19 protein-coding genes are annotated in these 23,790 nt (G+C 64.9%); 4 read left to right on the top strand and 15 right to left on the bottom strand.

Translation table 11 applies throughout. The features are described 5' to 3' along the window. Positions 1–9 precede the first annotated feature (9 nt). Complete coding sequence (locus ABFA30_RS02100) at positions 10–444, top strand: hypothetical protein (RefSeq protein WP_225787523.1); 435 nt, start codon at positions 10–12, stop codon at positions 442–444. 15 nt (positions 445–459) lie between these two features. Further along, positions 460–906 carry an excinuclease gene (locus ABFA30_RS02095; RefSeq protein ID WP_253079865.1) on the top strand — a complete coding sequence of 149 codons (447 nt, stop codon included), beginning with the start codon at positions 460–462 and terminating at the stop codon, positions 904–906. A 31-nt stretch (positions 907–937) separates the two neighbouring features. On the opposite strand, the gene ABFA30_RS02090 is transcribed toward ABFA30_RS02095, so the two are convergent. After that, positions 938–1,831 (bottom strand): LysR substrate-binding domain-containing protein, encoded by an 894-nt coding sequence (locus ABFA30_RS02090; protein WP_410045107.1) that lies wholly within the window; start codon positions 1,829–1,831, stop codon positions 938–940. A 217-nt stretch (positions 1,832–2,048) separates the two neighbouring features. Here ABFA30_RS02090 and ABFA30_RS02085 point away from each other — a divergent pair, with 217 nt between their 5' ends. Next, positions 2,049–3,206 carry an MFS transporter gene (locus ABFA30_RS02085; protein ID WP_253079874.1) on the top strand — a complete coding sequence of 386 codons (1,158 nt, stop codon included), beginning with the start codon at positions 2,049–2,051 and terminating at the stop codon, positions 3,204–3,206. Between the two features lie 141 nt (positions 3,207–3,347). Here the strand turns inward: ABFA30_RS02085 and ABFA30_RS02080 are convergent, their stop codons facing one another. The 11 genes from ABFA30_RS02080 to pilM form a co-directional block, all read right to left on the bottom strand. Further along, a complete protein-coding gene (locus tag ABFA30_RS02080; RefSeq protein WP_225787527.1) occupies positions 3,348–3,695 on the bottom strand; it encodes a YgiW/YdeI family stress tolerance OB fold protein in 348 nt (115 codons plus the stop codon). Positions 3,696–3,799: 104 nt separating this feature from the next. Then, a complete protein-coding gene (gene hemE / locus ABFA30_RS02075; protein ID WP_225787528.1) occupies positions 3,800–4,864 on the bottom strand; it encodes a uroporphyrinogen decarboxylase in 1,065 nt (354 codons plus the stop codon). A gap of 173 nt (positions 4,865–5,037) precedes the next feature. Continuing rightward, on the bottom strand, positions 5,038–6,456 hold the full coding sequence (locus ABFA30_RS02070; RefSeq protein WP_225787529.1) for an FAD-dependent oxidoreductase: 1,419 nt from the start codon (positions 6,454–6,456) through the stop codon (positions 5,038–5,040). Positions 6,457–6,579: 123 nt separating this feature from the next. Further along, on the bottom strand, positions 6,580–11,025 hold the full coding sequence (gltB, locus tag ABFA30_RS02065; RefSeq protein WP_225787530.1) for a glutamate synthase large subunit: 4,446 nt from the start codon (positions 11,023–11,025) through the stop codon (positions 6,580–6,582). A 373-nt stretch (positions 11,026–11,398) separates the two neighbouring features. Then, positions 11,399–12,991 (bottom strand): SPOR domain-containing protein, encoded by a 1,593-nt coding sequence (locus tag ABFA30_RS02060; protein WP_253079864.1) that lies wholly within the window; start codon positions 12,989–12,991, stop codon positions 11,399–11,401. Between the two features lie 15 nt (positions 12,992–13,006). After that, the gene (gene aroB, locus ABFA30_RS02055; protein WP_225787532.1) at positions 13,007–14,104 is read right to left on the bottom strand and encodes a 3-dehydroquinate synthase; all 1,098 of its coding nucleotides are present in this window, start codon (positions 14,102–14,104) and stop codon (positions 13,007–13,009) included. A gap of 97 nt (positions 14,105–14,201) precedes the next feature. Continuing rightward, positions 14,202–14,720 carry a shikimate kinase AroK gene (gene aroK / locus ABFA30_RS02050; RefSeq protein WP_225787533.1) on the bottom strand — a complete coding sequence of 173 codons (519 nt, stop codon included), beginning with the start codon at positions 14,718–14,720 and terminating at the stop codon, positions 14,202–14,204. Between the two features lie 4 nt (positions 14,721–14,724). After that, positions 14,725–15,969 (bottom strand): type IV pilus secretin PilQ, encoded by a 1,245-nt coding sequence (locus tag ABFA30_RS02045; protein WP_253079873.1) that lies wholly within the window; start codon positions 15,967–15,969, stop codon positions 14,725–14,727. Continuing rightward, positions 15,917–16,933: a pilus assembly protein PilP gene (locus ABFA30_RS02040; RefSeq protein ID WP_225787535.1), complete on the bottom strand. Its 1,017-nt coding sequence runs from the start codon at positions 16,931–16,933 to the stop codon at positions 15,917–15,919. The genes ABFA30_RS02045 and ABFA30_RS02040 overlap by 53 nt, the downstream gene beginning before the upstream one ends. Next, on the bottom strand, positions 16,930–17,466 hold the full coding sequence (locus tag ABFA30_RS02035; RefSeq protein WP_225787536.1) for a PilN domain-containing protein: 537 nt from the start codon (positions 17,464–17,466) through the stop codon (positions 16,930–16,932). Before ABFA30_RS02035 ends, ABFA30_RS02040 begins: the two co-directional genes overlap by 4 nt. Next, a complete protein-coding gene (gene pilM / locus ABFA30_RS02030; RefSeq protein WP_410045106.1) occupies positions 17,466–18,389 on the bottom strand; it encodes a type IV pilus biogenesis protein PilM in 924 nt (307 codons plus the stop codon). Before pilM ends, ABFA30_RS02035 begins: the two co-directional genes overlap by 1 nt. 162 nt (positions 18,390–18,551) lie before the next feature. Here pilM and ABFA30_RS02025 point away from each other — a divergent pair, with 162 nt between their 5' ends. Next, positions 18,552–21,005 carry a penicillin-binding protein 1A gene (locus tag ABFA30_RS02025; RefSeq protein ID WP_410045105.1) on the top strand — a complete coding sequence of 818 codons (2,454 nt, stop codon included), beginning with the start codon at positions 18,552–18,554 and terminating at the stop codon, positions 21,003–21,005. A gap of 135 nt (positions 21,006–21,140) precedes the next feature. Here the strand turns inward: ABFA30_RS02025 and ABFA30_RS02020 are convergent, their stop codons facing one another. From ABFA30_RS02020 to rpmE, 3 genes are all read right to left on the bottom strand, one after another. Beyond that, complete coding sequence (locus ABFA30_RS02020; protein ID WP_225787539.1) at positions 21,141–22,409, bottom strand: malic enzyme-like NAD(P)-binding protein; 1,269 nt, start codon at positions 22,407–22,409, stop codon at positions 21,141–21,143. A 177-nt stretch (positions 22,410–22,586) separates the two neighbouring features. Then, entirely contained in the window at positions 22,587–23,408 is an 822-nt protein-coding gene (locus ABFA30_RS02015) for a thermonuclease family protein (RefSeq protein WP_225787540.1), read from the bottom strand. Positions 23,409–23,410: 2 nt separating this feature from the next. Further along, positions 23,411–23,626: a 50S ribosomal protein L31 gene (gene rpmE / locus ABFA30_RS02010; RefSeq protein ID WP_225787541.1), complete on the bottom strand. Its 216-nt coding sequence runs from the start codon at positions 23,624–23,626 to the stop codon at positions 23,411–23,413. Between the last annotated feature and the right edge of the window lie 164 nt (positions 23,627–23,790).

The following is a 23,790-nucleotide window of genomic DNA, read 5'->3' as shown; positions in this document are numbered from 1 at the left end:
GAGCAAGGAATGTCTTCACTGATCCGCGCCGCGGCCCTGGGCCTGGCGTTGACCGCGCTGACCGGCTGCACCTCGAAGCCTGTGATGAACCCGGCGGAACAACTGGCCGCCAATCACGGCTACAGCCAGGCACAGGTGCAGCTGGCGATCCTCAAGGCCATCGCCGATCGAGGCTGGACCGCACGCAACGTCGGCCCCAACCTGATCCAGGCCGACATCACCGTACGCAACACCTTCTTCGCCGCGGTGGATATCCACTACAGCACCAGCCAGTTCCGCATCGCCTACCGCGACAGCCGCGAGCTGGGCTACAAGAACGGCAAGATCCACCGCAACTACAACCGCTGGGTCTACAACCTCGACCGCAGCATCCTGCGCGAGCTGAACCTTCTGGCCACCCAGAACATCCTGCAACAGCAGGGCACTGCAACCCTCCACAACTGATCGAGGAACGATCCCATGCGTCTGAAGACCTGGACCGCCACCACCGCCCTGTTGCTCTGTGCCCTGCCCGGCCTCAGCCAGGCCCGTGACACGGCGCTATACCTGCCGTTCGAGAAGGTCGTGCAGCAAATGCTGGCCGAGAAGAAGCTCGATGGTTCGGTGAAGTTCTACCTGGCCGGCGTGCAGCCACGTGGAAAGGTCAAGGTGATCAGCCCCAATGCAGTCACCAACAAAAAGACCAACGCGTTCAACAAGAGCGACGAGGCGGCCTGTGAGTGGGCATTGCAGTCAGCGCTGCTGACCTTGCAGGACGCCGCGCGCAAGGCCAATGCCAACGCCGTGACCAATATCGCCAGCTACTACAAGAAGAACGAGCGCAAGGACCCTGCGACCTATGAGTGCCATGCCGGTGCCGTGATCGCTGGCGTTGCCCTCAAGGGCGACCTGGCTCGCGTCGACTGACCCAGACCCGCGTCGATCACCGGCACGCTGGCTACTGAAAGCCTGTGCCGGTGAGCAATTCGGCAAAGGCCTTGGCCATCGCTGAGCCCGCGCCACTGCGCTGCACCAGCCACACCGCCGTCGTTGCCTCCTCGTCCAGCAGCAGCCGATACACCACCCCTTCGATGCGCATACGCTGGAACGACGCCGGCAACACCGACACCCCCAGCCCCGCCGATACCAGGCCGATGATGGTCATCGCCTCGCCCGCCTCCTGGGCGAAATGCGGGCTGAAGCCGGCCTGCCGCGCCAGGCTCAGCAACTGCGCATGCAGCCCGCTGCCATAGCTGCGCGGGAAAAACACGAACGGTTCAGGCGCCAAGTCGGCCATGTACACCCCCTGCTCGCGGCTCACAGCCAGCGGATGCGAGGCGTTGAGCACCGCCACCAGCGGCTCGCGAAACAGCTCGGTGGCCACCAAGCCATCTGGCAAGGGCATGGGGCGCATCAGCCCGACCTCGATGGACTCGTCGAATACCGCATCCGCCACTTCGCGGCTGCTCATTTCCTTGAGGTTCAGGTGCACCGCCGCAAAGCGCTGGCGGAAGGCATGGATGGCCTTGGGGATCTTCGAGGTGAAGGGCGCCGAGGAGGTGAAGCCGATCTTCATCTCGCCCAGCTCACCCAGTTGCGCGCGCCGTGCCACGTCGGCGGCCCTTTCCACCTGGGCCAGGACCTGGCGGGCCTCCTCGAGGAACAGCCGCCCCGCTTCGCTCAGCTCGACCCGACGGTTGGTACGCTCGAACAACCGCGCGCCCAGCTCCTGCTCCAACGCCAGGATCTGCTGGCTCAGCGGCGGCTGCGAGATGCCCAGTTGCTGGGCGGCCCGGCCGAAATGCAGCTCCTCGGCCACGGCGATGAAATAGCGTAGATGGCGCAGCTCCATGATCGACTCCAGACAAGTCGCCAAACGTCTTAAATAGGTCGAATAATATATTGGATCTAATCATTAGCCAGCTATATGCTTTTTCCATCGCAATACCGGCCTGCGCGCCCGAGGTACCCCGATCGTGAAAACAGCCGTAGCCCCGCTCCCCGCCGAACCTGAACCCGCCACGCCCGCGCTGGACGACACCTGGATCGAGAAAGGCACCCCGGCCTTCATGAAGACCGTGTTGGCCCTGTTCAGCGGCGGTTTCGCCACCTTCGCCCTGCTCTACTGCGTGCAGCCGATGATGCCGCTGTTGTCGCAGGAATTCGCCATCAATGCGGCGCAGAGCAGCCTGGTGCTATCGGTGTCCACCGCCACGCTGGCCTTCGGCCTGCTGGTCACCGGGCCGATCTCCGACCGTATCGGGCGCAAGCCGGTGATGGTCTGCGCCCTGCTCTGCGCCGCCCTGGCGACCCTGGCCAGCGCGGTGATGCCGACCTGGGAAGGGGTGCTGGCGACCCGCGCGCTGGTGGGGCTGGCCCTGAGCGGCCTGGCGGCGGTGGCGATGACCTACCTGAGCGAAGAGATCCACCCGCAACACATCGGCCTGGCCATGGGGCTGTACATCGGCGGCAATGCCATCGGCGGCATGAGCGGGCGGTTGATCACCGGCGTGTTGATCGACTTCGTCAGCTGGCACACGGCGATGCTGACCATCGGCGGCCTGGCCCTGGTGGCGGCGCTGGTGTTCTGGAAGGTGCTGCCCGAGTCACGCAACTTCCGCCCCCAGGCGCTGAACCCGCGCAGCCTGCTGGATGGCTTCGTCGTGCACCTGCGCGATGCCGGCCTGCCCTGGCTGTTCCTCGAGGCGTTCTTGCTGATGGGGGCCTTCGTCACCCTGTTCAACTACATCGGCTATCGCCTGCTCGCCGAGCCTTACCACATGAACCAGGCGCTGGTCGGCCTGCTTTCGGTGGTCTACCTGTCGGGTATCTACAGTTCCGCCCAGGTGGGCGCCCTGGCCGACCGGCTAGGCCGGCGCAAGGTCTTCTGGGCCAGTATCGTGGTGATGGCGGGTGGGCTGCTGATGACCCTGGCCAGCCCGCTGGCGATGGTGATCCTCGGCATGCTGGTGTTCACCTTCGGCTTCTTCGGCGCCCATTCGGTGGCCAGCAGCTGGATTGGCCGCCGGGCCTTGAAGGCCAAGGGGCAGGCATCTTCGCTGTACCTGTTCTGCTATTACGCCGGGTCGAGCGTTGCCGGGACGGCGGGCGGGGTGTTCTGGCACCAGGCCGGGTGGAACGGGATCGGGCTGTTCATCGGCAGCTTGCTGGCGGTGGCGCTACTGGTGGCGTTGCACCTGAGTCGCTTGCCGGCCAAGACGGCCTGAGCAAGGGGGCTGCTTCGCAGCCCATTCGCGGGCAAGCCCGCTCCCACAGGGTCCGCGTCGATCACAAATGATGTGATTCGCAAGGCCGTGTGGGAGCGGGCTTGCCCGCGAATGGGGCGCGAAGTGGCCCCTTTTGCGCGATCAGTTGACGATCTCGACGATATCCACATCCACCTCGCGGCTCATCAGATGCTTTTCCACCTCGCCCGTCAGCTTGACCTTGGTCTTCTCGTCGAACGGCGTCGACGGCAGGTCTTCGTCGTCGATCTCAACGGTGATGGTGCCGGTGCTGTCCTTGAACTCGTACTTGTCGTCGTTGTTGATCTTCTTGGTCACGAACCCCTGCAGCACCACCGGGGTGTCGTCAGCGGCATCGTTGGCGGCGGCAACGGTGGTCACCGGCTGGGCACCCGGGCCGGTGTAACCGGCGGCCAGGGCGGTGGTGCTCAGCAGCGGGGCGAGGATCAGGGCAAGGTAACGGGTTTTCATGGGAATCGGGTCCTGTTTCGGTTTCGATGGGACCAGATTAGCGACGATCACTGAATTGAAACTTAATGCGACAGCTCGGGGCCGCTGTGCGGCCCCGGCCCAAGTCATGCGTGATAGCGCGCCGACAACTCGTGCACGGCGTTGATGAACACGCCGGCGTGCTCCGGATCGACCTCTGGCGTGATGCCATGGCCTAGGTTGAATACATGGCCGCTGCCGTGGCCGTAGCTTTCCAGGATCCGCGCCACTTCCTTGCGGATCGCTTCGGGCCTGGCGTACAGCACGGTCGGGTCCATGTTGCCCTGCAGGGCGACCTTGTCGCCGACCCGGCGACGGGCATCGCCGATCTCGCAGGTCCAGTCCAGGCCCAAGGCATCGGCACCAGCTTCGGCGATGCTTTCCAGCCACAGGCCGCCGTTCTTGGTGAACAGGATCACCGGCACCTTGCGGCCTTCGTGCTCACGGATCAGGCCACTGACGATCTTGCGCATGTAGGCCAGGGAAAATGCTTGGTAGGCCGCCGCCGACAGGTTGCCACCCCAGGTGTCGAAGATCTGCACGGCCTGGGCACCGGCCTGGATCTGGCCGTTGAGGTAGCTGGTGACCGACTGGGCCAGCTTGTCCAGCAGCAGGTGCAGGGCCTCGGGGTTGTCGTAGAGCATCGCCTTGGTCTTGCGGAAGTCCTTGGAAGAACCGCCTTCGACCATGTAGGTGGCCAGGGTCCAGGGGCTGCCGGAGAAGCCGATCAGCGGCACGCGGCCATTCAGCTCGCGGCGGATGGTGCTGACCGCATCCATGACGTAGCCCAGGTCCTTCTGCGGATCAGGGATCGGCAGCGCCTCGATGTCGGCCGGCGTACTGATGACCTTCTTGAAGCGCGGGCCTTCGCCGGTTTCGAAGTACAGGCCCTGGCCCATGGCGTCGGGGATGGTGAGGATGTCCGAGAAGAGGATCGCCGCATCCAGCGGGTAGCGGTCCAGCGGCTGCAAGGTGACCTCGCAGGCGAACTGCGGGTTCATGCACAGGCTCATGAAGTCCCCGGCCTTGGCGCGGCTGGCGCGGTATTCCGGGAGGTAGCGGCCGGCCTGGCGCATCATCCAGACGGGGGTGACATCTACGGGTTGCTTGAGCAGTGCACGCAGGAAACGATCGTTCTTCAGGGCAGTCATGTCGGCATCCAGCAAAAAAGTGCGGGCATTTTCTCAGAGGCCAGCACAAAAGGCACGGCCAGGACCATGCGTTTTGTCTATTGGATGCCGTGGATCAAGCATTTTTGTATACAAGAGCACGGCCAATCTGGGTTGAACAATCCTAGGGGCCGCGTTGCGTCCCCTAGGATCGATCAGACTTCGAGGTAGTCCAGGATACCTTCAGCGGCGGTACGCCCTTCGAAGATCGCCGTCACCACCAGGTCCGACCCGCGCACCATGTCGCCACCGGCGAACACCTTCGGGTTGCTGGTCTGGTGCTTGAACTTGCCCTTCTCCGGCGCCACCACGCGGCCCTGGTTGTCGGTCTGGATGCCGAACTGCTCGAACCACGGCGCCGGGCTCGGGCGGAAGCCGAAGGCGATGACCACGGCATCGGCCGGCAGGATCTCCTCGGAGCCGGGGATCGGCTCGGGGCTGCGGCGGCCACGGGCGTCCGGCTCGCCCAGGCGGGTCTCGACCACCTTGACGCCTTCGACCTTGTCCTCGCCGACGATGGCGATGGGCTGGCGGTTGTAGAGGAACTTCACGCCCTCTTCCTTGGCGTTCTTCACCTCGCGGCGCGAGCCCGGCATGTTGGCCTCGTCACGGCGATAGGCGCAGGTGACCGACTTGGCGCCCTGGCGGATCGAGGTGCGGTTGCAGTCCATCGCGGTGTCGCCACCGCCGAGTACCACCACCTTCTTGCCCTGCATGTCGACGAAATCTTCCGGCGACTTCTCGAAGCCCAGGTTGCGGTTGACGTTGGCGATCAAGAAGTCCAGCGCGTCGTGCACGCCCGGCAGGTCCTCGCCCGGGAAACCGCCCTTCATGTAGGTGTAGGTACCCATGCCCATGAACACTGCATCGTACTCGGCGAGCAGTTGCTCCATGGTGACGTCCTTGCCCACCTCGGTGTTCAGGCGGAACTCGATGCCCATGCCGCCGAAGACTTCGCGGCGGTTGGCCAGCACGGTCTTCTCCAGCTTGAACTCGGGGATGCCGAAGGTCAGCAGGCCGCCGATCTCCGGGTTACGGTCGAACACCACCGGGGTCACCCCGGCGCGCACCAGCACGTCGGCACAGCCCAGGCCCGCCGGGCCCGCGCCGATGATCGCGACACGCTTGCCGGTTGGCTTGACCTTGGACATGTCCGGGCGCCAGCCCATGGCGAAGGCGGTGTCGGTGATGTACTTCTCCACCGAACCGATGGTCACCGCGCCGAAACCGTCGTTCAGGGTGCAGGCACCCTCGCACAGGCGGTCCTGCGGGCAGACCCGGCCACACACTTCCGGCAGGGTGTTGGTCTGGTGCGACAGCTCCGCCGCGGCCAGGATGTTGCCTTCGGAAACCAGCTTCAACCAGTTGGGGATGAAGTTGTGCACCGGGCACTTCCATTCGCAGTACGGGTTACCGCAGCCCAGGCAGCGGTGCGCCTGCTCCACGGACTGCTGCGGCTTGAAGGGTTCGTAGATCTCGACGAACTCCTTCTTGCGCTGGCGCAGCAGCTTCTTCTTCGGGTCCTTGCGCCCCACCTCGATGAACTGGAAGTCGTTGTTCAGACGTTCAGCCATTTTTCAAAACCTCTTAACAGCAGCCGCAAGCTACACGCTGCAAGCCGCAAGACGATCACTTAAGCCGGGCAAACCTCGTACTGCTTTTGCGTGCAGCGTGAGGCTTGCCACTTGCAGCTGTTGTTACTGCGGGTTGGCACGGGTGCTGGACAGCAGTTGCTTCAGGTTGGCCGCCTTCGGCTTGACCAGCCAGAAGCGCCGCACGTAGTCGTCCAGGTTCTCCGAGAGCTCACGCCCCCACTCGCTGCCGGTCTCTTCCACGTATTCGGCAAGGACCCGCGCCAGGTGGCTGCGGTAGGCCTCCATCGCTTCGCCACTGATACGCTGGATTTCCACCAGCTCGTGGTTGAGCTTGTCGACGAAGGTATTGTCCATGTCGAGCACGTAGGCAAAGCCGCCAGTCATGCCAGAACCGAAGTTGTAACCGGTCTTGCCCAGGACGCAGACAAAGCCGCCGGTCATGTATTCACAACAGTGATCGCCGGTGCCCTCGACCACAGCGTGGGCGCCGGAGTTACGCACAGCGAAGCGCTCGCCCGCGGTACCGGCAGCGAACAGCTTGCCGCCGGTGGCACCGTACAGGCAGGTGTTGCCGACGATGGCGCTGTGCTGGGTTTCGAACGGGCTGCCGGCAGGCGGCACGATGGTCAGCTTGCCGCCGGTCATGCCTTTGCCGACATAGTCGTTGGCGTCGCCTTCCAGGTGCAGGTTCAGGCCACCGGCGTTCCACACGCCGAAGCTCTGCCCCGCGGTGCCCTTGAAGCGGAAGGTGATCGGCGCCCCGGCCATGCCCTGGTTGCCGTGCAAGCGGGCGATCTCGCCGGAGATGCGCGCGCCGATGGAGCGGTCGCAGTTGCAGATGTCGAGCTCGAACTCGCCACCGGACAGGTCGCGGATCGCCGGCAGGGCCATCTCGACCATCTTCTCGGCCAGTTCGCCCTTGTCGAACGGCGGGTTCTTGTCGACTTCGCAGAACTGCGGCTTGTCGGCCGGGATGTGCGAGCTGCCCAACAGCGGCGACAGGTCCAGGTACTGCTGGCGCTCGGTGTCGCCCGGCAGCACTTCGAGCAGGTCGGTGCGGCCGATCAGCTCGCCGAGGCTGCGCACGCCCAGCTTGGCCAGCCACTCGCGGGTCTCCTCGGCGATGAAGGTGAAGAAGTTCACCACCATGTCGACGGTACCGATGTAGTGATCCTTGCGCAGCTTGTCGTTCTGGGTGGCCACGCCGGTGGCGCAGTTGTTCAGGTGGCAGATGCGCAGGTACTTGCAGCCCAGGGCGATCATCGGCGCGGTGCCGAAGCCGAAGCTTTCGGCGCCGAGGATCGCGGCCTTGATCACGTCCAGGCCGGTCTTCAGGCCGCCGTCGGTCTGTACCCGCACCTTGCCGCGCAGGTCGTTGCCGCGCAGGGTCTGGTGAGTCTCGGCCAGGCCCAGCTCCCAGGGCGCGCCGGCGTACTTGATCGAGGTCAGCGGCGAAGCGCCGGTACCGCCGTCGTAGCCGGAAATGGTGATCAGGTCGGCATAGGCCTTGGCCACGCCAGCGGCGATGGTGCCGACGCCGGCCTCGGCCACCAGCTTGACCGACACCAGCGCCTGCGGGTTGACCTGCTTGAGGTCGTAGATCAGCTGGGCCAGGTCTTCGATCGAGTAGATGTCATGGTGCGGCGGTGGCGAGATCAGGGTCACGCCCGGCACCGCATAGCGCAGGCGAGCAATCAGGCCGTTGACCTTGCCGCCTGGCAGCTGGCCGCCCTCGCCAGGCTTGGCGCCCTGGGCCACCTTGATCTGCAGCACTTCGGCGTTGACCAGGTATTCCGGGGTGACGCCGAAGCGGCCGGTGGCCACCTGCTTGATCTTCGAGCTCTTGATGGTGCCGTAGCGCGCCGGGTCCTCGCCGCCCTCACCGGAGTTGGAGCGGGCACCCAGGCGGTTCATCGCCTCGGCCAGGGCCTCATGGGCTTCCGGCGACAGGGCGCCGAGGGAAATACCGGCGGAGTCGAAGCGCTTGAGGATGTCCTCCAGCGGCTCGACCTGCTCCAGAGCCAGCGGCTGCTCGGCCACCTTCACGTTCAACAGGTCGCGGATCATCGACACCGGACGCTGGTCGACCAGCGTGGTGTATTCCTTGAACTTGGCGTAGTCGCCCTTCTGCACGGCGGCCTGCAGGGTGTTGACCACGTCCGGATTGTAGGCGTGGTACTCGCCGCCGTGGACGAACTTGAGCAGGCCACCCTGCTGGATCGGCTTGCGCGCGCTCCAGGCTTCGGCGGCGAGCAGCTTCTGGTCGTTTTCCAGGTCGACGAAACGCGCGCCCTTGATGCGGCTGGACACACCCTTGAAACTGAGGTCGACCACTTCCTCGGCCAGGCCCACGGCTTCGAACAGCTGGGCGCCGCGGTAGGAGGCGATGGTCGAGATGCCCATCTTCGACAGGATCTTCAACAGGCCCTTGGAGATGCCCTTGCGGTAGTACTTGAACACTTCGTCCAGGTCGCCCAGCACCTCGCCGGTGCGGATCAGGTCGGCCAGCACTTCGTAGGACAGGTACGGGTAGACAGCCGAGGCACCGAAGCCCAGCAGCACGGCGAAGTGGTGCGGGTCGCGGGCGGTGGCGGTTTCCACCAGGATGTTGCTGTCGCAGCGCAGGCCCTGCTCGGTCAGGCGGTGGTGCACCGCACCGACGGCCAGGGAGGCATGCACCGGCAGCTTGCCCGGGGCGATGTAGCGGTCGCTCAGCACCAGCTGGGTCTTGCCGGCGCGCACGGCCTCTTCGGCCTGGTCGGCGATGTTGCGGATGGCCGCTTCCAGGCCGACGCTCTCTTCATAGTTGAGGTCGATCAGCTGGCGCTCGAAGCCTTCGCGCTCCAGGTTCATCAGCGAGCGCCACTTGGCGGGCGAGATGACCGGCGAGCTGAGGATCACCCGCGAGGCGTGCTCGGGGGACTCCTGGAAGATGTTGCGCTCGGCGCCCAGGCAGATCTCCAGGGACATGACGATCGCTTCACGCAGCGGGTCGATCGGTGGGTTGGTCACCTGGGCGAACTGCTGGCGGAAGAAGTCGTACGGCGAACGCACGCGCTGGGACAGCACGGCCATCGGCGTGTCGTCGCCCATGGAGCCGACCGCTTCCTGGCCCTGCTCGCCAAGCGGACGCAGGACCTGGTCACGCTCTTCGAAGGTGACCTGGAACATTTTCATGTACTGCTTGAGCTGGTCGGCGTCGTAGCTGGCCACGCCCTGGTCGTCGCTCAGGGTCGCCTGGATGCGCAAGGCGTGCTGGCGCAGCCAGCGCTTGTAGGGGTGGCGCGACTTGAGACGGTTGTCGATGGCGTCGGTATCGAGGATCTGGCCGGTCTCGGTGTCCACGGCGAAGATCTGGCCCGGGCCGACACGGCCCTTGGCCAGGACGTCCTCGGGCTTGTAGTCCCACACGCCGATTTCCGAGGCCAGGGTGATGTAGCCATTGCGGGTGGTGACCCAGCGTGCCGGGCGCAGGCCGTTGCGGTCGAGCAGGCAGACTGCGTGGCGGCCTTCGGTCATGACGATGCCGGCCGGGCCGTCCCAGGGCTCCATGTGCATGGAGTTGTATTCGTAGAACGCACGCAGGTCGGCGTCCATGGTCTCGACGTTCTGCCAGGCCGGCGGCACCAGCATGCGCACGCCCCGGAACAGGTCGATGCCGCCGGTGACCATCAGCTCGAGCATGTTGTCCATGCTCGAAGAGTCGGAGCCGACGCGGTTGACCAGTGGGCCGAGTGCCTCGAGGTCGGGAATCAGGTCGTTGGCGAACTTGGTGCGACGGGCCATGGCCCAGTTGCGGTTGCCGGTGATGGTGTTGATCTCGCCGTTGTGGGCGAGGAAGCGGAACGGCTGCGCCAGCGGCCACTTCGGCAGGGTGTTGGTGGAGAAGCGCTGGTGGAACACGCAGATCGCGGTCTTCAGGCGCTCGTCACCCAGGTCGGGATAGAAGGCGGCGAGGTCCGCCGGCATCATCAGGCCTTTGTAGATGATGGTCTTGTGCGAGAAGCTGCAGATGTAGTGGTCGGCGTCGTGGGCGTTGGCCACGGACGAACGACGACGGGCACTGAACAGCTTGATGGCGAACTCCTGGTCGCTCAGGCCTTCGCCACCGATGAACACCTGTTCGATCTGCGGCAGGCGCTCCAGGGCCAGGCGGCCGAGCACGCGAGTGTCGATCGGCACCTTGCGCCAGCCAACCAACTTCAGGCCGGCCGCGAGAATCTCACGATCCATGTTGGCGCGGGCCGCTTCGGCCTTCACCGGGTCCTGGTTGAAGAACACCATGCCGACGGCGTACTGCCCGGGCAGTTCGGTGGCGAAATGTTCCTGGGCAACGGCACGCAGGAACTGGTCGGGCTTCTGCATGAGCAGGCCGCAACCGTCGCCGGTCTTGCCGTCGGCGTTGATCCCGCCGCGGTGGGTCATGCAGGTCAGCGCCTGCATGGCGGTTTGCAGAAGATGGTGGCTCGCCTCGCCCGTCATATGGGCAATCAGTCCGAAACCACAGTTGTCCTTGAATTCTTCGGGATGGTACAGACCTGTTTTCATAGACACTTTCTCACCAGGTTCGCCTCTCAACCAAGGCAAATCTCTTTTTAGTACAACCACTTACCATCCACGCCGATCGAATGCCAGCTTTTTGCGGTGGGCAATGGGAAACCATTGTTGCACAGCGACAGCGAAGCTCACAAATTTTCAAGACGTTTCATTGAAAATTCATGTCGCATTTTTGAATGTTTTTGCACCATGCGCCGTGATAGCGGCTTGGCTCGAGTCTGAAGCGTTTCAGCCCTGACTGCAAGTGAGGCTTGTGGCCGGCAGTTCGGGACAGAAAAGCCTGCCGCGCGAGAGCACAGCAGGCTAGACGAAGTTCAGGAGTCGCTCAGCAACTGGGCGGCGGGGTGATGCCGCCCGGCAGGTATCAGCGGGCCGCGGCGAGCTCTTGTTGGACGCTGCCGACGGTTCGAGGCCAAGGTTTACCAGCCTGGACCTTGGCTGGCAAGTTCTTGATTGCCGCAACCGCTGCATCGCGGTTGGCGAAATTGCCATAGGTGACCACGTAGAGTGGCTTGCCCTGCAGGGTTTTGCGGAAGTAGCGATAGTCGCCACCCTGGGCCTTGACGAAGGCCTGGGCCGACGCTTCGGAGCTGGTACCGAGGATCTGTACCACGTAGTTGCCCGGTTTCTGGCCAGCGTACCAGCTACTGTTACCGACACCACCGGCGGCCGGCTTGGCGCTGGCGACCTGGGTCGGTGCCGGGGCCGGCTTGGCAGGCGCAACCGGCTTGGCCGGCTGGGTGGCGACAGGCTTCTGCGCAGGTGCAACCGCGACCGGCTGGGTGGGCGCGCTGGTGGTCGGCAGTGCCTGGGTCGGCGCCGGGCCGGCCGGTACGCCCTGAGGCGGCGCGGTGGTGGTCACGGTCGGCGGGTTGCCAGGCTGCAATGCGGTGTTGCCGGCCGGGCCGCCTTCTTCGCCATCCCCCATGCCTGCCGCCTGGGCCAGCGGCTCGCGCATCACCGGTTGCGACTGGCCGACCAGCGGCAACGGCGTGGGCTGGGAGGAACCGGAGAATTCGATCGCCGGGCCGCCATTGCCGGGCTGGCCCTCTCCCAGCGGCAACTGGGCCTGGGCCACAGGTTCCTCGGCAGGTGCCTTGTCTCCCTTCTTGGGCATCAGCACCGCGGCGGCCACGGCGACCACGACGACAGCAGACAGCGCGAGCACGTGTTTCTTAGGCATATTGAACCCCATGGATGGTCGCTTGGCCGTACTGCGGCTGGCGATCATGGCTTCGATCAAGGTATCGCGGGCAACCTGGTTGATGGTGCCAGGCCAGCCGTCGGAGTTTTCATGGATATCGACGATCTGTTCGCGGGTGAACACCTCGATGCCCCGGCCCGCGCCTTCCAGGCGCTGCTCCAGGTATTCGCGGGTCTCTTCTTCACTGTAGGGGGCAAGCTCGATGACGTGGAAACGCTCCCCACCGACATCGAGCCCCTCCAACCCAGCGATCAGTGACGGCTCGCCGAACAGGAACACGTGCGGACGCCCTTCCGGGACACCTGCCGCCAGTTCCAGCAAGGCTTGGAGTGCCGAGTCGTCGAGTTGTTCCGCATCGTCCACCAGCAGATAGACTTCCTGGCCGGTCAGCGCCAGTTGCACCACCTGGGCGAGGATCGCCTGGACCTCGGCATGGGCCACGTCGAGCGCCTGAGCTACCTGGCCGAGCACGCTGGCAGCATCGCCCGCGCCACGGGCGGACACCACCACGCTCTGCACCGACTGTTTGTTGGTGCTGGCCACCAGGGCCTGGCGCAGCAGGGTCTTGCCACTGCCCAGGGGGCCGGTGACCACCAGCATCAGCTGGCTGTAGCGCGCCAGGTGATGCAACTGGCCCAGCACCGGCTTGCGTTGGGCGGGGAAGAACTTGAAACCGGGCACGCGCGGTGCGAACGGGTCATGGTTCAACTGGTAGTGGTCGAGAAACGCCTCATCGGCATGCAAACTGGTCATCGCGCTGTCACAACCTCAAAGCTGGGCCACGATCGCGCGGTAATCCGCCGCCAACGTGGCCTGAAGGATCTCTTTCGGATAGTCGTCGGTGACCACGGCTTCCCCCAACTGGCGCAGCAGCACCAGGCGCAGGCGACCGTCGAGCACCTTCTTGTCGACCGCCATGTGCTCCATGAAATGCGCCGGGGTCATTTCCTGTGGTGGCACCACCGGCAAGCCTGCCGCCTGCAGCAGGCGAATTCCGCGATCGCGCGCCGGCTGGTCGATCCAGCCCAGGCGCATGGACATCTCCAGGGCCATGACGGTACCTGCCGCCACGGCCTCGCCATGCAGCCAGACGCCGTAGCCCATGTGGGTCTCGATGGCATGGCCGAAGGTATGGCCAAGGTTCAGGGTCGCACGCACCCCCGACTCCCGCTCGTCGGCACCGACCACCGCGGCCTTGGCCGCGCAGGAGCGGCGGATGGCCTCGGTCAGGGCGGCGGACTCCAGGCGGCGCAGGGCCTCCATATTCTCTTCGAGCCAGCTGAGGAAAGGCTTGTCGCAGATCAGGCCATACTTGATGACTTCCGCCAGGCCCGCCGACAGCTCGCGCTCGGGCAGGGTCTTGAGGCTGGTGGTGTCGATCAGGACCGCGTTGGGCTGGTAGAAGGCCCCGACCATGTTCTTGCCGAGCGGGTGGTTGATGCCGGTCTTGCCGCCGACCGAGGAGTCCACCTGGGACAACAGGGTGGTCGGCACCTGGATGAAATCCACGCCGCGCTGGTAGCAGGCTGCGGCGAAGCCGGCCATATCGCCGATCACACCGCCGCCCAAGGCCACCACGGTGGTGCGGCGGTCGTGCCGTGCGCTGAGCAGGGCGTCGAAGATCAGTTGCAGGGTTTCCCAGTTCTTGTAGGCCTCGCCGTCGGGCAGCACCACCGGCAGCACCGAATAGGCGCCCAGCGTGCGGCTCAGGCGCTCGAGATACAGGGGCGCGACGGTTTCGTTGGAGACGATGGCAACCTGCCGCCCAGCAATGTGCGGCGCCAGCAGTTCGGGCTGGTCCAGCAGGCCTTCGCCAATGTAGATCGGGTAGCTACGTTCGCCCAGGTCGACCTTTAGTGTCTGCATGTATCCCCACAATGTACTAGGGCGCGGCATCGCCCAGGCGACCCGCGCGGTCACGTTGAAACCCGCCTCGGCGTTGGTCGCCGAGAATAGTCCCGGCTTACCGGGGCGGCAACTTCTGCAGGCGCTCGAGGATGTCGAGCACCACCATGCGCGGTGGCCGTTCGTCGGTTTCCACCACCAGGTCGGCGATCTCCCGGTAAAGCGGGTCGCGTGTCTCCAGCAGGGTACGCAGGGTCGCCTCCGGGTTGGCGGTACGCAGCAGCGGCCGGTTACGGTCACGGGCGGTGCGCCCCACCTGCTGCTCCACCGAGGCGTGCAGGTAGATGACCCGGCCGCCTTCACGCAATGCCTTGCGGTTGGCCTCGCGCATCACGGCGCCACCGCCGGTCGCCAGGACCACGCCGTCGAGCGCACTGAGCTCGGCGATCATCGCCTGCTCGCGGTCACGAAAGCCCGGCTCGCCTTCCTTGTCGAAGATCCACGGGATGTTGGCGCCGGTTCGCAGCTCGATTTCCTTGTCGGAATCCTTGAACAGCAGGCGCAGCTCTTTGGCCAACAGGCGCCCGATGGTGCTCTTACCAGCGCCCATGGGCCCCACAAGTATCAAATTTCGCACAGAATCAACGACTCACAGCAATCGCCTGGTCACTCATGATACGCGGAGTCAGGAAGACCAGCAGCTCGGATTTTTTCTCTTGTAATGCATCGCGTCGAAACAGCCGTCCAACATACGGCAGATCGCCCAAAAATGGCACCTTGTCGACCACATTGTTTTGCGTGGTCGAGTACACCCCGCCGATCACGATCGTTTCGCCATCGGTCACCCGGACCTTGGCATTGACCTCGTTCTTGCGGATCGGCGGCACGTCGTTCAGTGCATTGACGTAGTCAGGCTCGTCCTTGGTCACCCGCACGGTCATGATGACCTTGCCGTCCGGGGTGATCTGCGGGGTCACCTCCAGCGACAGCGATGCCTCGCGAAACGAAACGGAGGTGGCGCCGCTCTTGCTGGTTTCCTGGTAGGGCACCTCGGTGCCCTTGAGGATCCGCGCGGTTTCCTTGTCCGCCGTCACCACCTTGGGCTGGGAGATGATTTCGCCGTTGCCGCTCTTTTCCATGGCGCTGAGTTCGAGGTCCAGCAACGTGCCACCACGTAGCAGGCCCAGGCCAATGGCCGAGGTCGCCCGTTCCACGCCCAGGTCGACGAACAGGTCGCTGCCCAGGCGGGCGTTCTCGCCCTTGAGCGGGGCTCCCCAGCGTACGCCCAGGCTTTTCTCGTAGTCGACATTGGCTTCGACGATGCGAGCCTCGATCAGGACTTGGCGCACCGGCACGTCCAGTTGAGCCACCAGCTGTCGCAGTTCGGCGAGGCGGTCGGCGGGCTGGTGAACGACCAAGGTGTTGGTGCGGGCATCGACGCTCAGGCTGCCGCGCCCGGTGAGGATGCCATCGTCGGCGAGCGTGGCCAGCAGCAGCTCGGCCAGCTCCGAGGCCTTGGCATGATGGATGGGCAACAACTCCCGGCGCATGGGCTGCAGTTGCGCATCCAGCGCCTGGCCAAGGCGGGCCTCCCGGGAGTGCTCCGCCAGTTCGGCTGCCGGTGCCACCAGCAGCACGTTGCCCTCTTCGCGCCGGGCCAGCCCCTTGCTGCGCAGTACCAGGTCCAGGGCCTGGTCCCAGGGCACATCCTCGAGGCGCAGGGTGATGTTGCCCTGTACCGCATCGCTGGCAACCAGGTTGATGCCTGCGTAGTCGGCCAGCACCTGCAGCACCGAACGCACTTCCACATCCTGGAAATTCAACGACAGGGGTTCACCCCGGTAGATCGTCGCCGATGCCACCTGAATCGGCAGCATCACTGCCATTGCCCACGTCGACAGCCGTTTCACGCTCATCCCTGACCTCTTTGCCCACAGGCTTCCTCAATGCTAGGTAGGTCGACCGCTCGTGCCACGCCCCGCCGAGGAACAGGCGCTCGCGCACTTCGACCTGCTGCCGGTCGACCCGTACCACGACGCCGTCGCCCCGCCCCAACCGGTCGCCGGGCGCCACCCGGTAAAGCCGCCCGGCTGACCACAGCAAGGCCTGGTGCTGGCCAGCCCGCGACAGGCTGCCGACCATCTCCAGCTGCGCCAGCGGTATCCTCGCCAGGCCGCCCGAGGCCATGCGCGATGACCAAGGCAGGAACAGGTCTGCCTGCGCGCCCTGCACGGCTGGGCGGGCCGGCTCGTCCGCCAGCGATGCCGGCGGCGGCAATACCTGGCCTGGATGGTAGGCATTCACGTCCAGGTCCAGGCGCAGCAACCCCGACGGCTCATCCACCCTGGCAAGCCGCAGGCCTGATACACGCAGCAGGCGCACCTGGCCCAGCCACTCCTCCAGCCAGGCACGCAAGGCCGCATAGTTCCCTACCACCTGGAGCTTCAAAGGCACCTGCCGATAGCCGGCCTGCGCGACTTCATCCAGCACTTCGAGCTGCTCGAAGATCAGCCCATGGGCATGCCCGGAGCTCGCCAGCTCATCGAGCAGGTCGCTCATGCCGACACCCGCCGAAAGGCGCCAGCGGGCCTCCCGCAACTGGTGTTCGGCATCGGCCAGCGCCACCTCCGCGGATGCCAGCTCGCGAGCCTGGAGCGCCCGCTCCTGCCACATGCCATCCAGTTCGTGTGCCCGTGCCTGGCCAAGCCGGTAGGCCTGATCCGAGCCCTGCAAGCGGACCAACCAACCCAAGGCGATCACCAGCAGCGAAACCGCAACCAGGGTCGCCCCCATGGCCACCCGGGACGTTCCGATAGCTTCCAGCCAGCCACGCGCCGATGCCACGATCATGACCAGGACGCCAACAGACGCGCCACCAACTGGAACTCATCGCCTTGCGGTAAATGGCGCAGTTGCTTCAGCTCCAGGCCCTGCAACACAGGCGCACGCTCCAGGTCGCGCATGAGCTGGGCCAGCACCGCGGGAGACGCTGCCACGCCAACGACCTGCAAGCGACCACCCTGCAGCGTCAGTTCAGTCAGGTGCAAGCCGCCGGGCATTGCCCGCTCGAACTCCGCGAACATCGCCACGACCAGCCCCTGGCCTGCCCGCAGCTCGGCCAAGGCCGCATACTGCGCCTGTATGTCGTCACGCGCCTCCTGCAGGGCTGCGATTCGCTGCAACTGCGTCTCCAGGCTTTCCACGGCCGTCTGTCGACCAGCATTGGCCAGTGCCTGCTGCTGCAAGCGCTGGCGGGCCAGATGATCGAGCAGCATCACACCACAGAAGGCGAGCAGCAGGCTGACCACCAGTGCGAGCTGGAATCGCCGCACCGCCGCGCGACGTTGCCGCTCCCGCCAGGGCAAAAGATTCAGACGTACCATCAGTGCGCCCCTCCCAACGCCAGGCCACACGCCAGCGCCATGGGCGAGAAGTCACGCAACAGCGCCTGGGTAGCGGCCTCGTCAGTTCCCGCTGCCAGGTCGATGCAGGGCACCAAGGGTTCGCAGGGGATGCCCAGGCGCACCTTCAGCGCCTCGGCCCAGCCCTCATCCGCAGGAGCGCTTGCCGCAATCCAAAGGTGCTCGACCCCGATCGTAGGCAGGTTATGGTGCAGCAGTTGGCCAATGCCCTCGAGCCTTCGCTCCCACGAGTCCGAACGCGCGAACCGCAGCGCCAGCCGTTGCGGCAAGCCGCCCTGCGGCCAGGCATGCAGGGTCGCACTGTCTGTCTCGAGCCGCAGCAACCCCGTCGACGCGCTGCTGGCCGAGGGCAACAGGCGCCCCAGGGCGATGCTGTCGACTTCCGCCGCCTCGGCGTGCAAGCCCGCATCCTCGAGCAACTGCTCCAGCGGTTCGAGCAGGCCTTGACGGCACGCGCCCACCAGCACGTCCACATGGCCAAGCTGCCCCGACGCAGGCCCCAGGATCTGGAAATCCAGGGCCAGGTCCTGTAGTGGAAAGGGAAACAGGCGGTCGGCATCCGTGAGCAACTGCGCCTCCATCTCCCCCGCGGACAAGGTCGCCGACAAGTGGCAGACCTTGCAGATCACCTCCGAGCCTGGCAACGCGATGGCCGCCCGGCACTGTCGGCTGCCGCTGCGCAAGCGCGCCCGGCGCAATGCATCCACCACGGGTTGCGGGTCCTGGGAGGCGTCACCGCGCCAGGGCGTGTCGAAGGGCTCCAGGGCCCAAGCGGCCACAACCCGACGCCCACGACGCCGGTGCAATTGAAGGATTCGTACGGAGTCGGAGGCAATTTCTACCCCCAGCAGTGAACCGGCATCCCTGCCGAAGCGTCCAAGCATGGCTATTTCCTGAGAAATCGTAGCGATATCGCGCCGTCGGATCCGGCCGCCAGGGCCGGCCGGTCGCCCCGGCGAGGCTAAAAATGCTTATAATGGCCAGCGTTTTTTCCCTGTCCGCCGGACCCGCGTGCAATCCACTCCCAACCTGGACACCCAAAAGCCTTGATACGCCTGCTGAAGTTCTTCTGGTGGTCTTTCGTCGCAGTCATCTGTGCGCTCGTACTCGGTGTGAGCGGTGCGTTTCTGTATCTTAGCCCCAGCCTGCCCTCGGTCGAGTCCCTTAGAAGCATCCAGTTGCAGATCCCCCTGAGGGTGTACAGCAGCGACGGCAAGCTGATCGCCGAGTTCGGCGAAATGCGGCGTTCGCCGATCCGTTTCGCGGATATTCCCCCGCAGTTCATCCAGGCACTTCTGTCAGCCGAGGACGACAATTTCCTCAATCACTACGGGGTCGACCCGAGCAGCCTGATGCGTGCCGCGACCCAGCTGGTGAAGTCCGGCCATATCCAGACCGGCGGCAGCACCATCACCATGCAGGTGGCGAAGAACTTCTTCCTCACCAGCGAGCGCAGCTTCTCGCGCAAGACCAACGAGATCCTCCTGGCCTTGCAGATCGAGCGCGAACTGACCAAGGACGAGATCCTCGAGCTGTACGTCAACAAGATCTACCTGGGCAACCGCGCCTACGGCATCGAGGCCGCCGCACAGGTGTACTACGGCAAGTCGATCCGGGACGTGAGCCTGGCCCAGATGGCCATGATCGCCGGCCTGCCCAAGGCGCCATCGCGCTTCAACCCGCTGGCCAACCCGGTGCGTGCCAAGGAGCGACGCGACTGGATCCTCGGCCGAATGTACAAGCTCGGCAAGATCGACGAAGCCAGCTACCAGGCAGCCCTGGCCGAGCCCCTGAACGCCAGCTACCACGTGCCGACACCGGAAGTGAACGCCCCCTACATCGCCGAGATGGCCCGTGCCGAAATGGTCGGGCGCTATGGCAGCGACGCCTACACCGAAGGTTTCCGCGTCACCACCACGGTGCCGAGCGACATGCAGGAGATGGCCAACAGGGCCGTACTCGATGGCCTGTCCGACTACGACGAGCGCCACGGCTACCGGGGCCCCGAGTCGCGCTTCCCGGGCAAGACCCGCGCCGCCTGGCTGCAGGAGCTGGCCAAGCAGCGCACGCTTGGCGGCCTGGAGCCGGCCATCGTCACCCAGGTCGACAAGGCCGGCCTGAAGGTGCTGACCCGCAACGGCGAGGAACAGGACGTGGCCTGGGAAACCATGAAGTGGGCCCGCCCCTTCCTCAACAGCAATGCCCAGGGGCGCTCGCCGCAATCGCCCGCGGACGTGGCCCAGATCGGCGACCTGATCCGCGTGCAGCGCCTGGACGACGGCACGCTCAAGTTCAGCCAGGTACCTGGTGCGCAGAGCGCGCTGGTCACCCTGGACCCGTACAGCGGCGCCATTCGCGCCCTGGTGGGTGGTTTCTCGTTCGAGCAGAGCAACTACAACCGTGCGATGCAGGCCAAGCGCCAGCCAGGCTCGAGCTTCAAGCCATTCGTCTACAGCGCCGCGCTGGACAATGGCTACACCGCCGCCAGCCTGGTCAACGATGCGCCGATCGTGTTCGTCGACGAGTACCTGGACAAGGTCTGGCGCCCGAAGAACGACACCAATACCTTCCTCGGCCCGATCCGCATGCGCGAGGCGCTGTACAAGTCGCGCAACCTGGTGTCGATCCGCCTGCTGCAAGCCATGGGCGTGGACCGCACCATCGACTACATCGCCAAGTTCGGCTTCAACAAGCAGGACCTGCCCCGCAACCTATCGCTGGCCCTGGGCACCGCGACGCTGACGCCGATGGAGATCGCTACCGGCTGGAGCGCCTTCGCCAATGGCGGCTACAAGATCAATCCGTACCTGATCGAGCGCATCGAGAGCCGCAACGGCGAGACCCTGTTCACCGCCAACCCGGCACGGGTACCGCAGGCCAACGAGGACCAGGCCGACCTCGCCGCGCCGGAGCAGCCGATCAGCACCGAGGCATTGCCCGGCGAGGCACCGTCGGCCCTTGGCCAGGTGGCGCCGCCACCCCAGCTGCCGGCGGTGGCCGAGCGCATCATCGACGGGCGCACCAGCTACATCCTCACCAGCATGCTCCAGGACGTGATCAAGCGCGGCACCGGCCGCCGCGCCCTGGCCCTGGGCCGCAGCGACCTGGCGGGCAAGACCGGCACCACCAACGAGTCCAAGGATGCCTGGTTCTCCGGGTACAACGCCGACTACGTCACCACCGTATGGGTCGGTTTCGACCAACCGGAAACCTTGGGTCGCCGCGAGTACGGCGGCACCGCTGCGCTGCCGATCTGGATGAACTTCATGGGCGCCGCGCTCAAGGACAAGCCAGAACATGCCCCGGCCGAGCCGGAAGGCATCCTCAGCCTGCGGGTCGACCCGATCAGCGGCCGGGCGGCTACGCCGAGCACACCGAATGCCTACTTCGAACTGTTCAAGGCCGAGGACTCGCCGCCTTCGATGGACGAACTGGGCAATGGCGTCGTACCCGGCAGCCCACTGCCAGCCGACGAGACGGCGCCTATGGATCTCTTCTGAGCTACACGCTGCAAGCTGTCTTGCGCTGAGCCAGATGCCGAGCAAGGTATCGAAGCCTGCGCAACACCTCTTGCAGATCGAAGCTCGAAGCAAAAAAAAACCGGCTCATATGAGCCGGTTCTTTTTTGCGTGCCGTTAGCCGTTGAAGACTTCGTCCACGCTCTGCAGCGGGTAGTGCTGCGGATACGGCAGGGTCGCCACGCCAGACTCGATGGCCGCCTTGGCCACGGCGTCGGAAACGACGGTGATCAGGCGTGGGTCCATCGGCTTCGGAATGATGTACTCACGGCCGAACTCCAGCGCCTGCACGCCATAGGCGTCGCAGACTTCCTTCGGTACCGGCAGCTTGGCCAGGTCCTTCAGGGCGATGGCGGCAGCGATCTTCATCTCTTCGTTGATGCGCTTGGCACGTACGTCCAGGGCGCCACGGAAGATGAACGGGAAGCCCAGCACGTTGTTGACCTGGTTCGGGTAGTCGGAACGACCGGTGGCCATGATCACGTCGCTGCGGGTCTCGTGGGCCAGCTCCGGCTTGATTTCCGGGTCCGGGTTCGAGCAAGCGAACACGATCGGGTTCGGCGCCATGGACTTCAGGCCTTCGGGGCTCAGCAGGTTCGGGCCGGACAGGCCGACGAACACGTCCGCACCTTCCAGGGCATCGGCCAGGGTGCGCTTGTCGGTGGCGTGAGCGAACTGCGCCTTGTACTGGTTCAGGTCGTCGCGGCCAGCGTGGATCACGCCGCTGCGGTCGATCATGAAGATGTTCTCGACCTTGGCGCCCATGCTCACCAGCAGCTTCATGCAGGAGATGGCGGCAGCACCGGCACCCAGGCAGACGATCTTGGCGTCTTCGAGCTTCTTGCCGGCGATTTCCAGGGCGTTGATCATGCCGGCCGCGGTAACGATCGCGGTGCCGTGCTGGTCATCGTGGAACACGGGAATGTCGCACTGCTCGATCAGGGTACGCTCGATCTCGAAGCACTCCGGCGCCTTGATGTCTTCAAGGTTGATGCCGCCGAAGGTGATGGAGATGCGCTTGACGGTATCGATGAAGGCCTGTGGGCTTTCCGAGTCGACTTCGATGTCGAACACATCGATGCCGGCGAAACGCTTGAACAGAACGCCCTTGCCTTCCATGACCGGCTTGGAGGCCAGCGGGCCGAGGTCGCCCAGGCCCAGGATGGCGGTGCCATCGGAAATCACGGCGACCAGGTTGCCCTTGCCGGTGTATTGGTAGGCCAGTTCCGGATCACGGCCGATCTCGCGCACCGGTTCGGCGACGCCCGGGCTGTAGGCCAGGGCCAGGTCGCGGGCGGTTGCGGTGGGTTTGGTGAGCTCGACGCTCAGTTTCCCCGGACGAGGCTGAGCGTGGTATTCGAGAGCGGCGGTTTTCAGGTCTGACATGGTGGGCATTCCGCTATTTACTGTTCTGACGGACCGCCGAGGATACGCAAAGAGCCGGGGGGCCACAAGACTGCCCGGTCACTTCTGTCAAGGCCTTCAGCCTACGACTTTACGCTATAACCCGCGGGGCATACGGCCTCAGTGTGTACAATTCATCAGCGTAATGTCTACAATTTTTTAGCCTGAAATGCGCTCCAACATGCTCGGATCGGTCAATGGCAATACCCAGCGTCGCTGCCCCGGCTTCAACCCGCCCTTGCGGGAGCGATCCACGACCCAGCCGCGCGCCTCGACCTGGCGTCCCTTGAGGTTATCGAAGAAGCCTGAGGGGAAGTTGCGTTGTAGACGAGCGGGAACCTGGAGCACCACGGCATCGTCCAGCTCCAGCCAGATCCCGCCACGATTGCGCTCGATACCGCGGATCTTGCCGCCGATGACGGCAAACCCTGATTGGCGCACGTCGCTGGCGCGGATGACCGGCGACTGCCGCCAGAGCCCCGCCCGCACGGTGCGGGCAGCTTGTTCGGCCTGCTGCTGGCAGCCGGCGAGCTTGACGTTGGGAGCGACCGCAACCCGGTAGCCCAGCCCTTCGCTGAGCAGCCGTGCCTCGAAATTGTCGCCATCGCGCCCATAGATGTGCGCCAGGGTGCGCCCGTACTTGTCTTTCGCTTCGACACCCGGCAGCAGCCCGACACGGCCGTCGCTGGCCTTGACCAGCGCCTGCAGGCGGCGCCGTGCAGCCTCGGCATAGGGTTCGCTGGTACGGCCCTTGCGGCCGATCTCGGGCGCATTGATGCCGATCAGGCGTACGCTGCGCCCGTCGCTCAGGCGCAGGGTGTCGCCATCCACCACCTGGCGCACCGCTACCTGCTGTACCTTGTCGGGCAGTGGGCAGAAGGCCAGCGCCGGAACATGCCAGATCGCGCCCATGAAAAAGGCGCCCACGAGGGGCGCCTTTTTCCACAGCAGCGCGAAACCCGAAGGATTCGCCATGCGCATGATTACTTCTTGGTACCGAACATACCGAAGCGATCGGCGAACTTCTGTACGCGACCACCGGTGTCCAAGACCTTCTGCTTGCCAGTGTAGAACGGGTGGCACTGGGAGCAGACGTCGATTGCCAGCGGCTTGGCCAGGGTCGAACGGGTCTCGAACTTGTTACCGCAGCTGCAGGTGACCGCAACTACTTCGTAATTCGGGTGAATTTCTGGTTTCATCGTCACTTCCTCGAGCTGCGTGCCGCCACCCAACACCAATTGTTGAATACCGCACGGAAATAGGCGGCGAATAATACCAGAGCGTTGCGCCAACGCAAGTTGTCGCGAGCACCGACCGTCGTCTGCTAGTCTCGCGTGATTTCCGAAATACCCTCCAGAGACCT

The sequence above is a fragment of the Pseudomonas sp. HLMP genome, from assembly GCF_046365545.1.
In the GTDB taxonomy this organism is placed as follows: domain Bacteria; phylum Pseudomonadota; class Gammaproteobacteria; order Pseudomonadales; family Pseudomonadaceae; genus Aquipseudomonas; species Aquipseudomonas guariconensis_B.
This window is presented reverse-complemented; position numbering and strand designations above follow the sequence as displayed.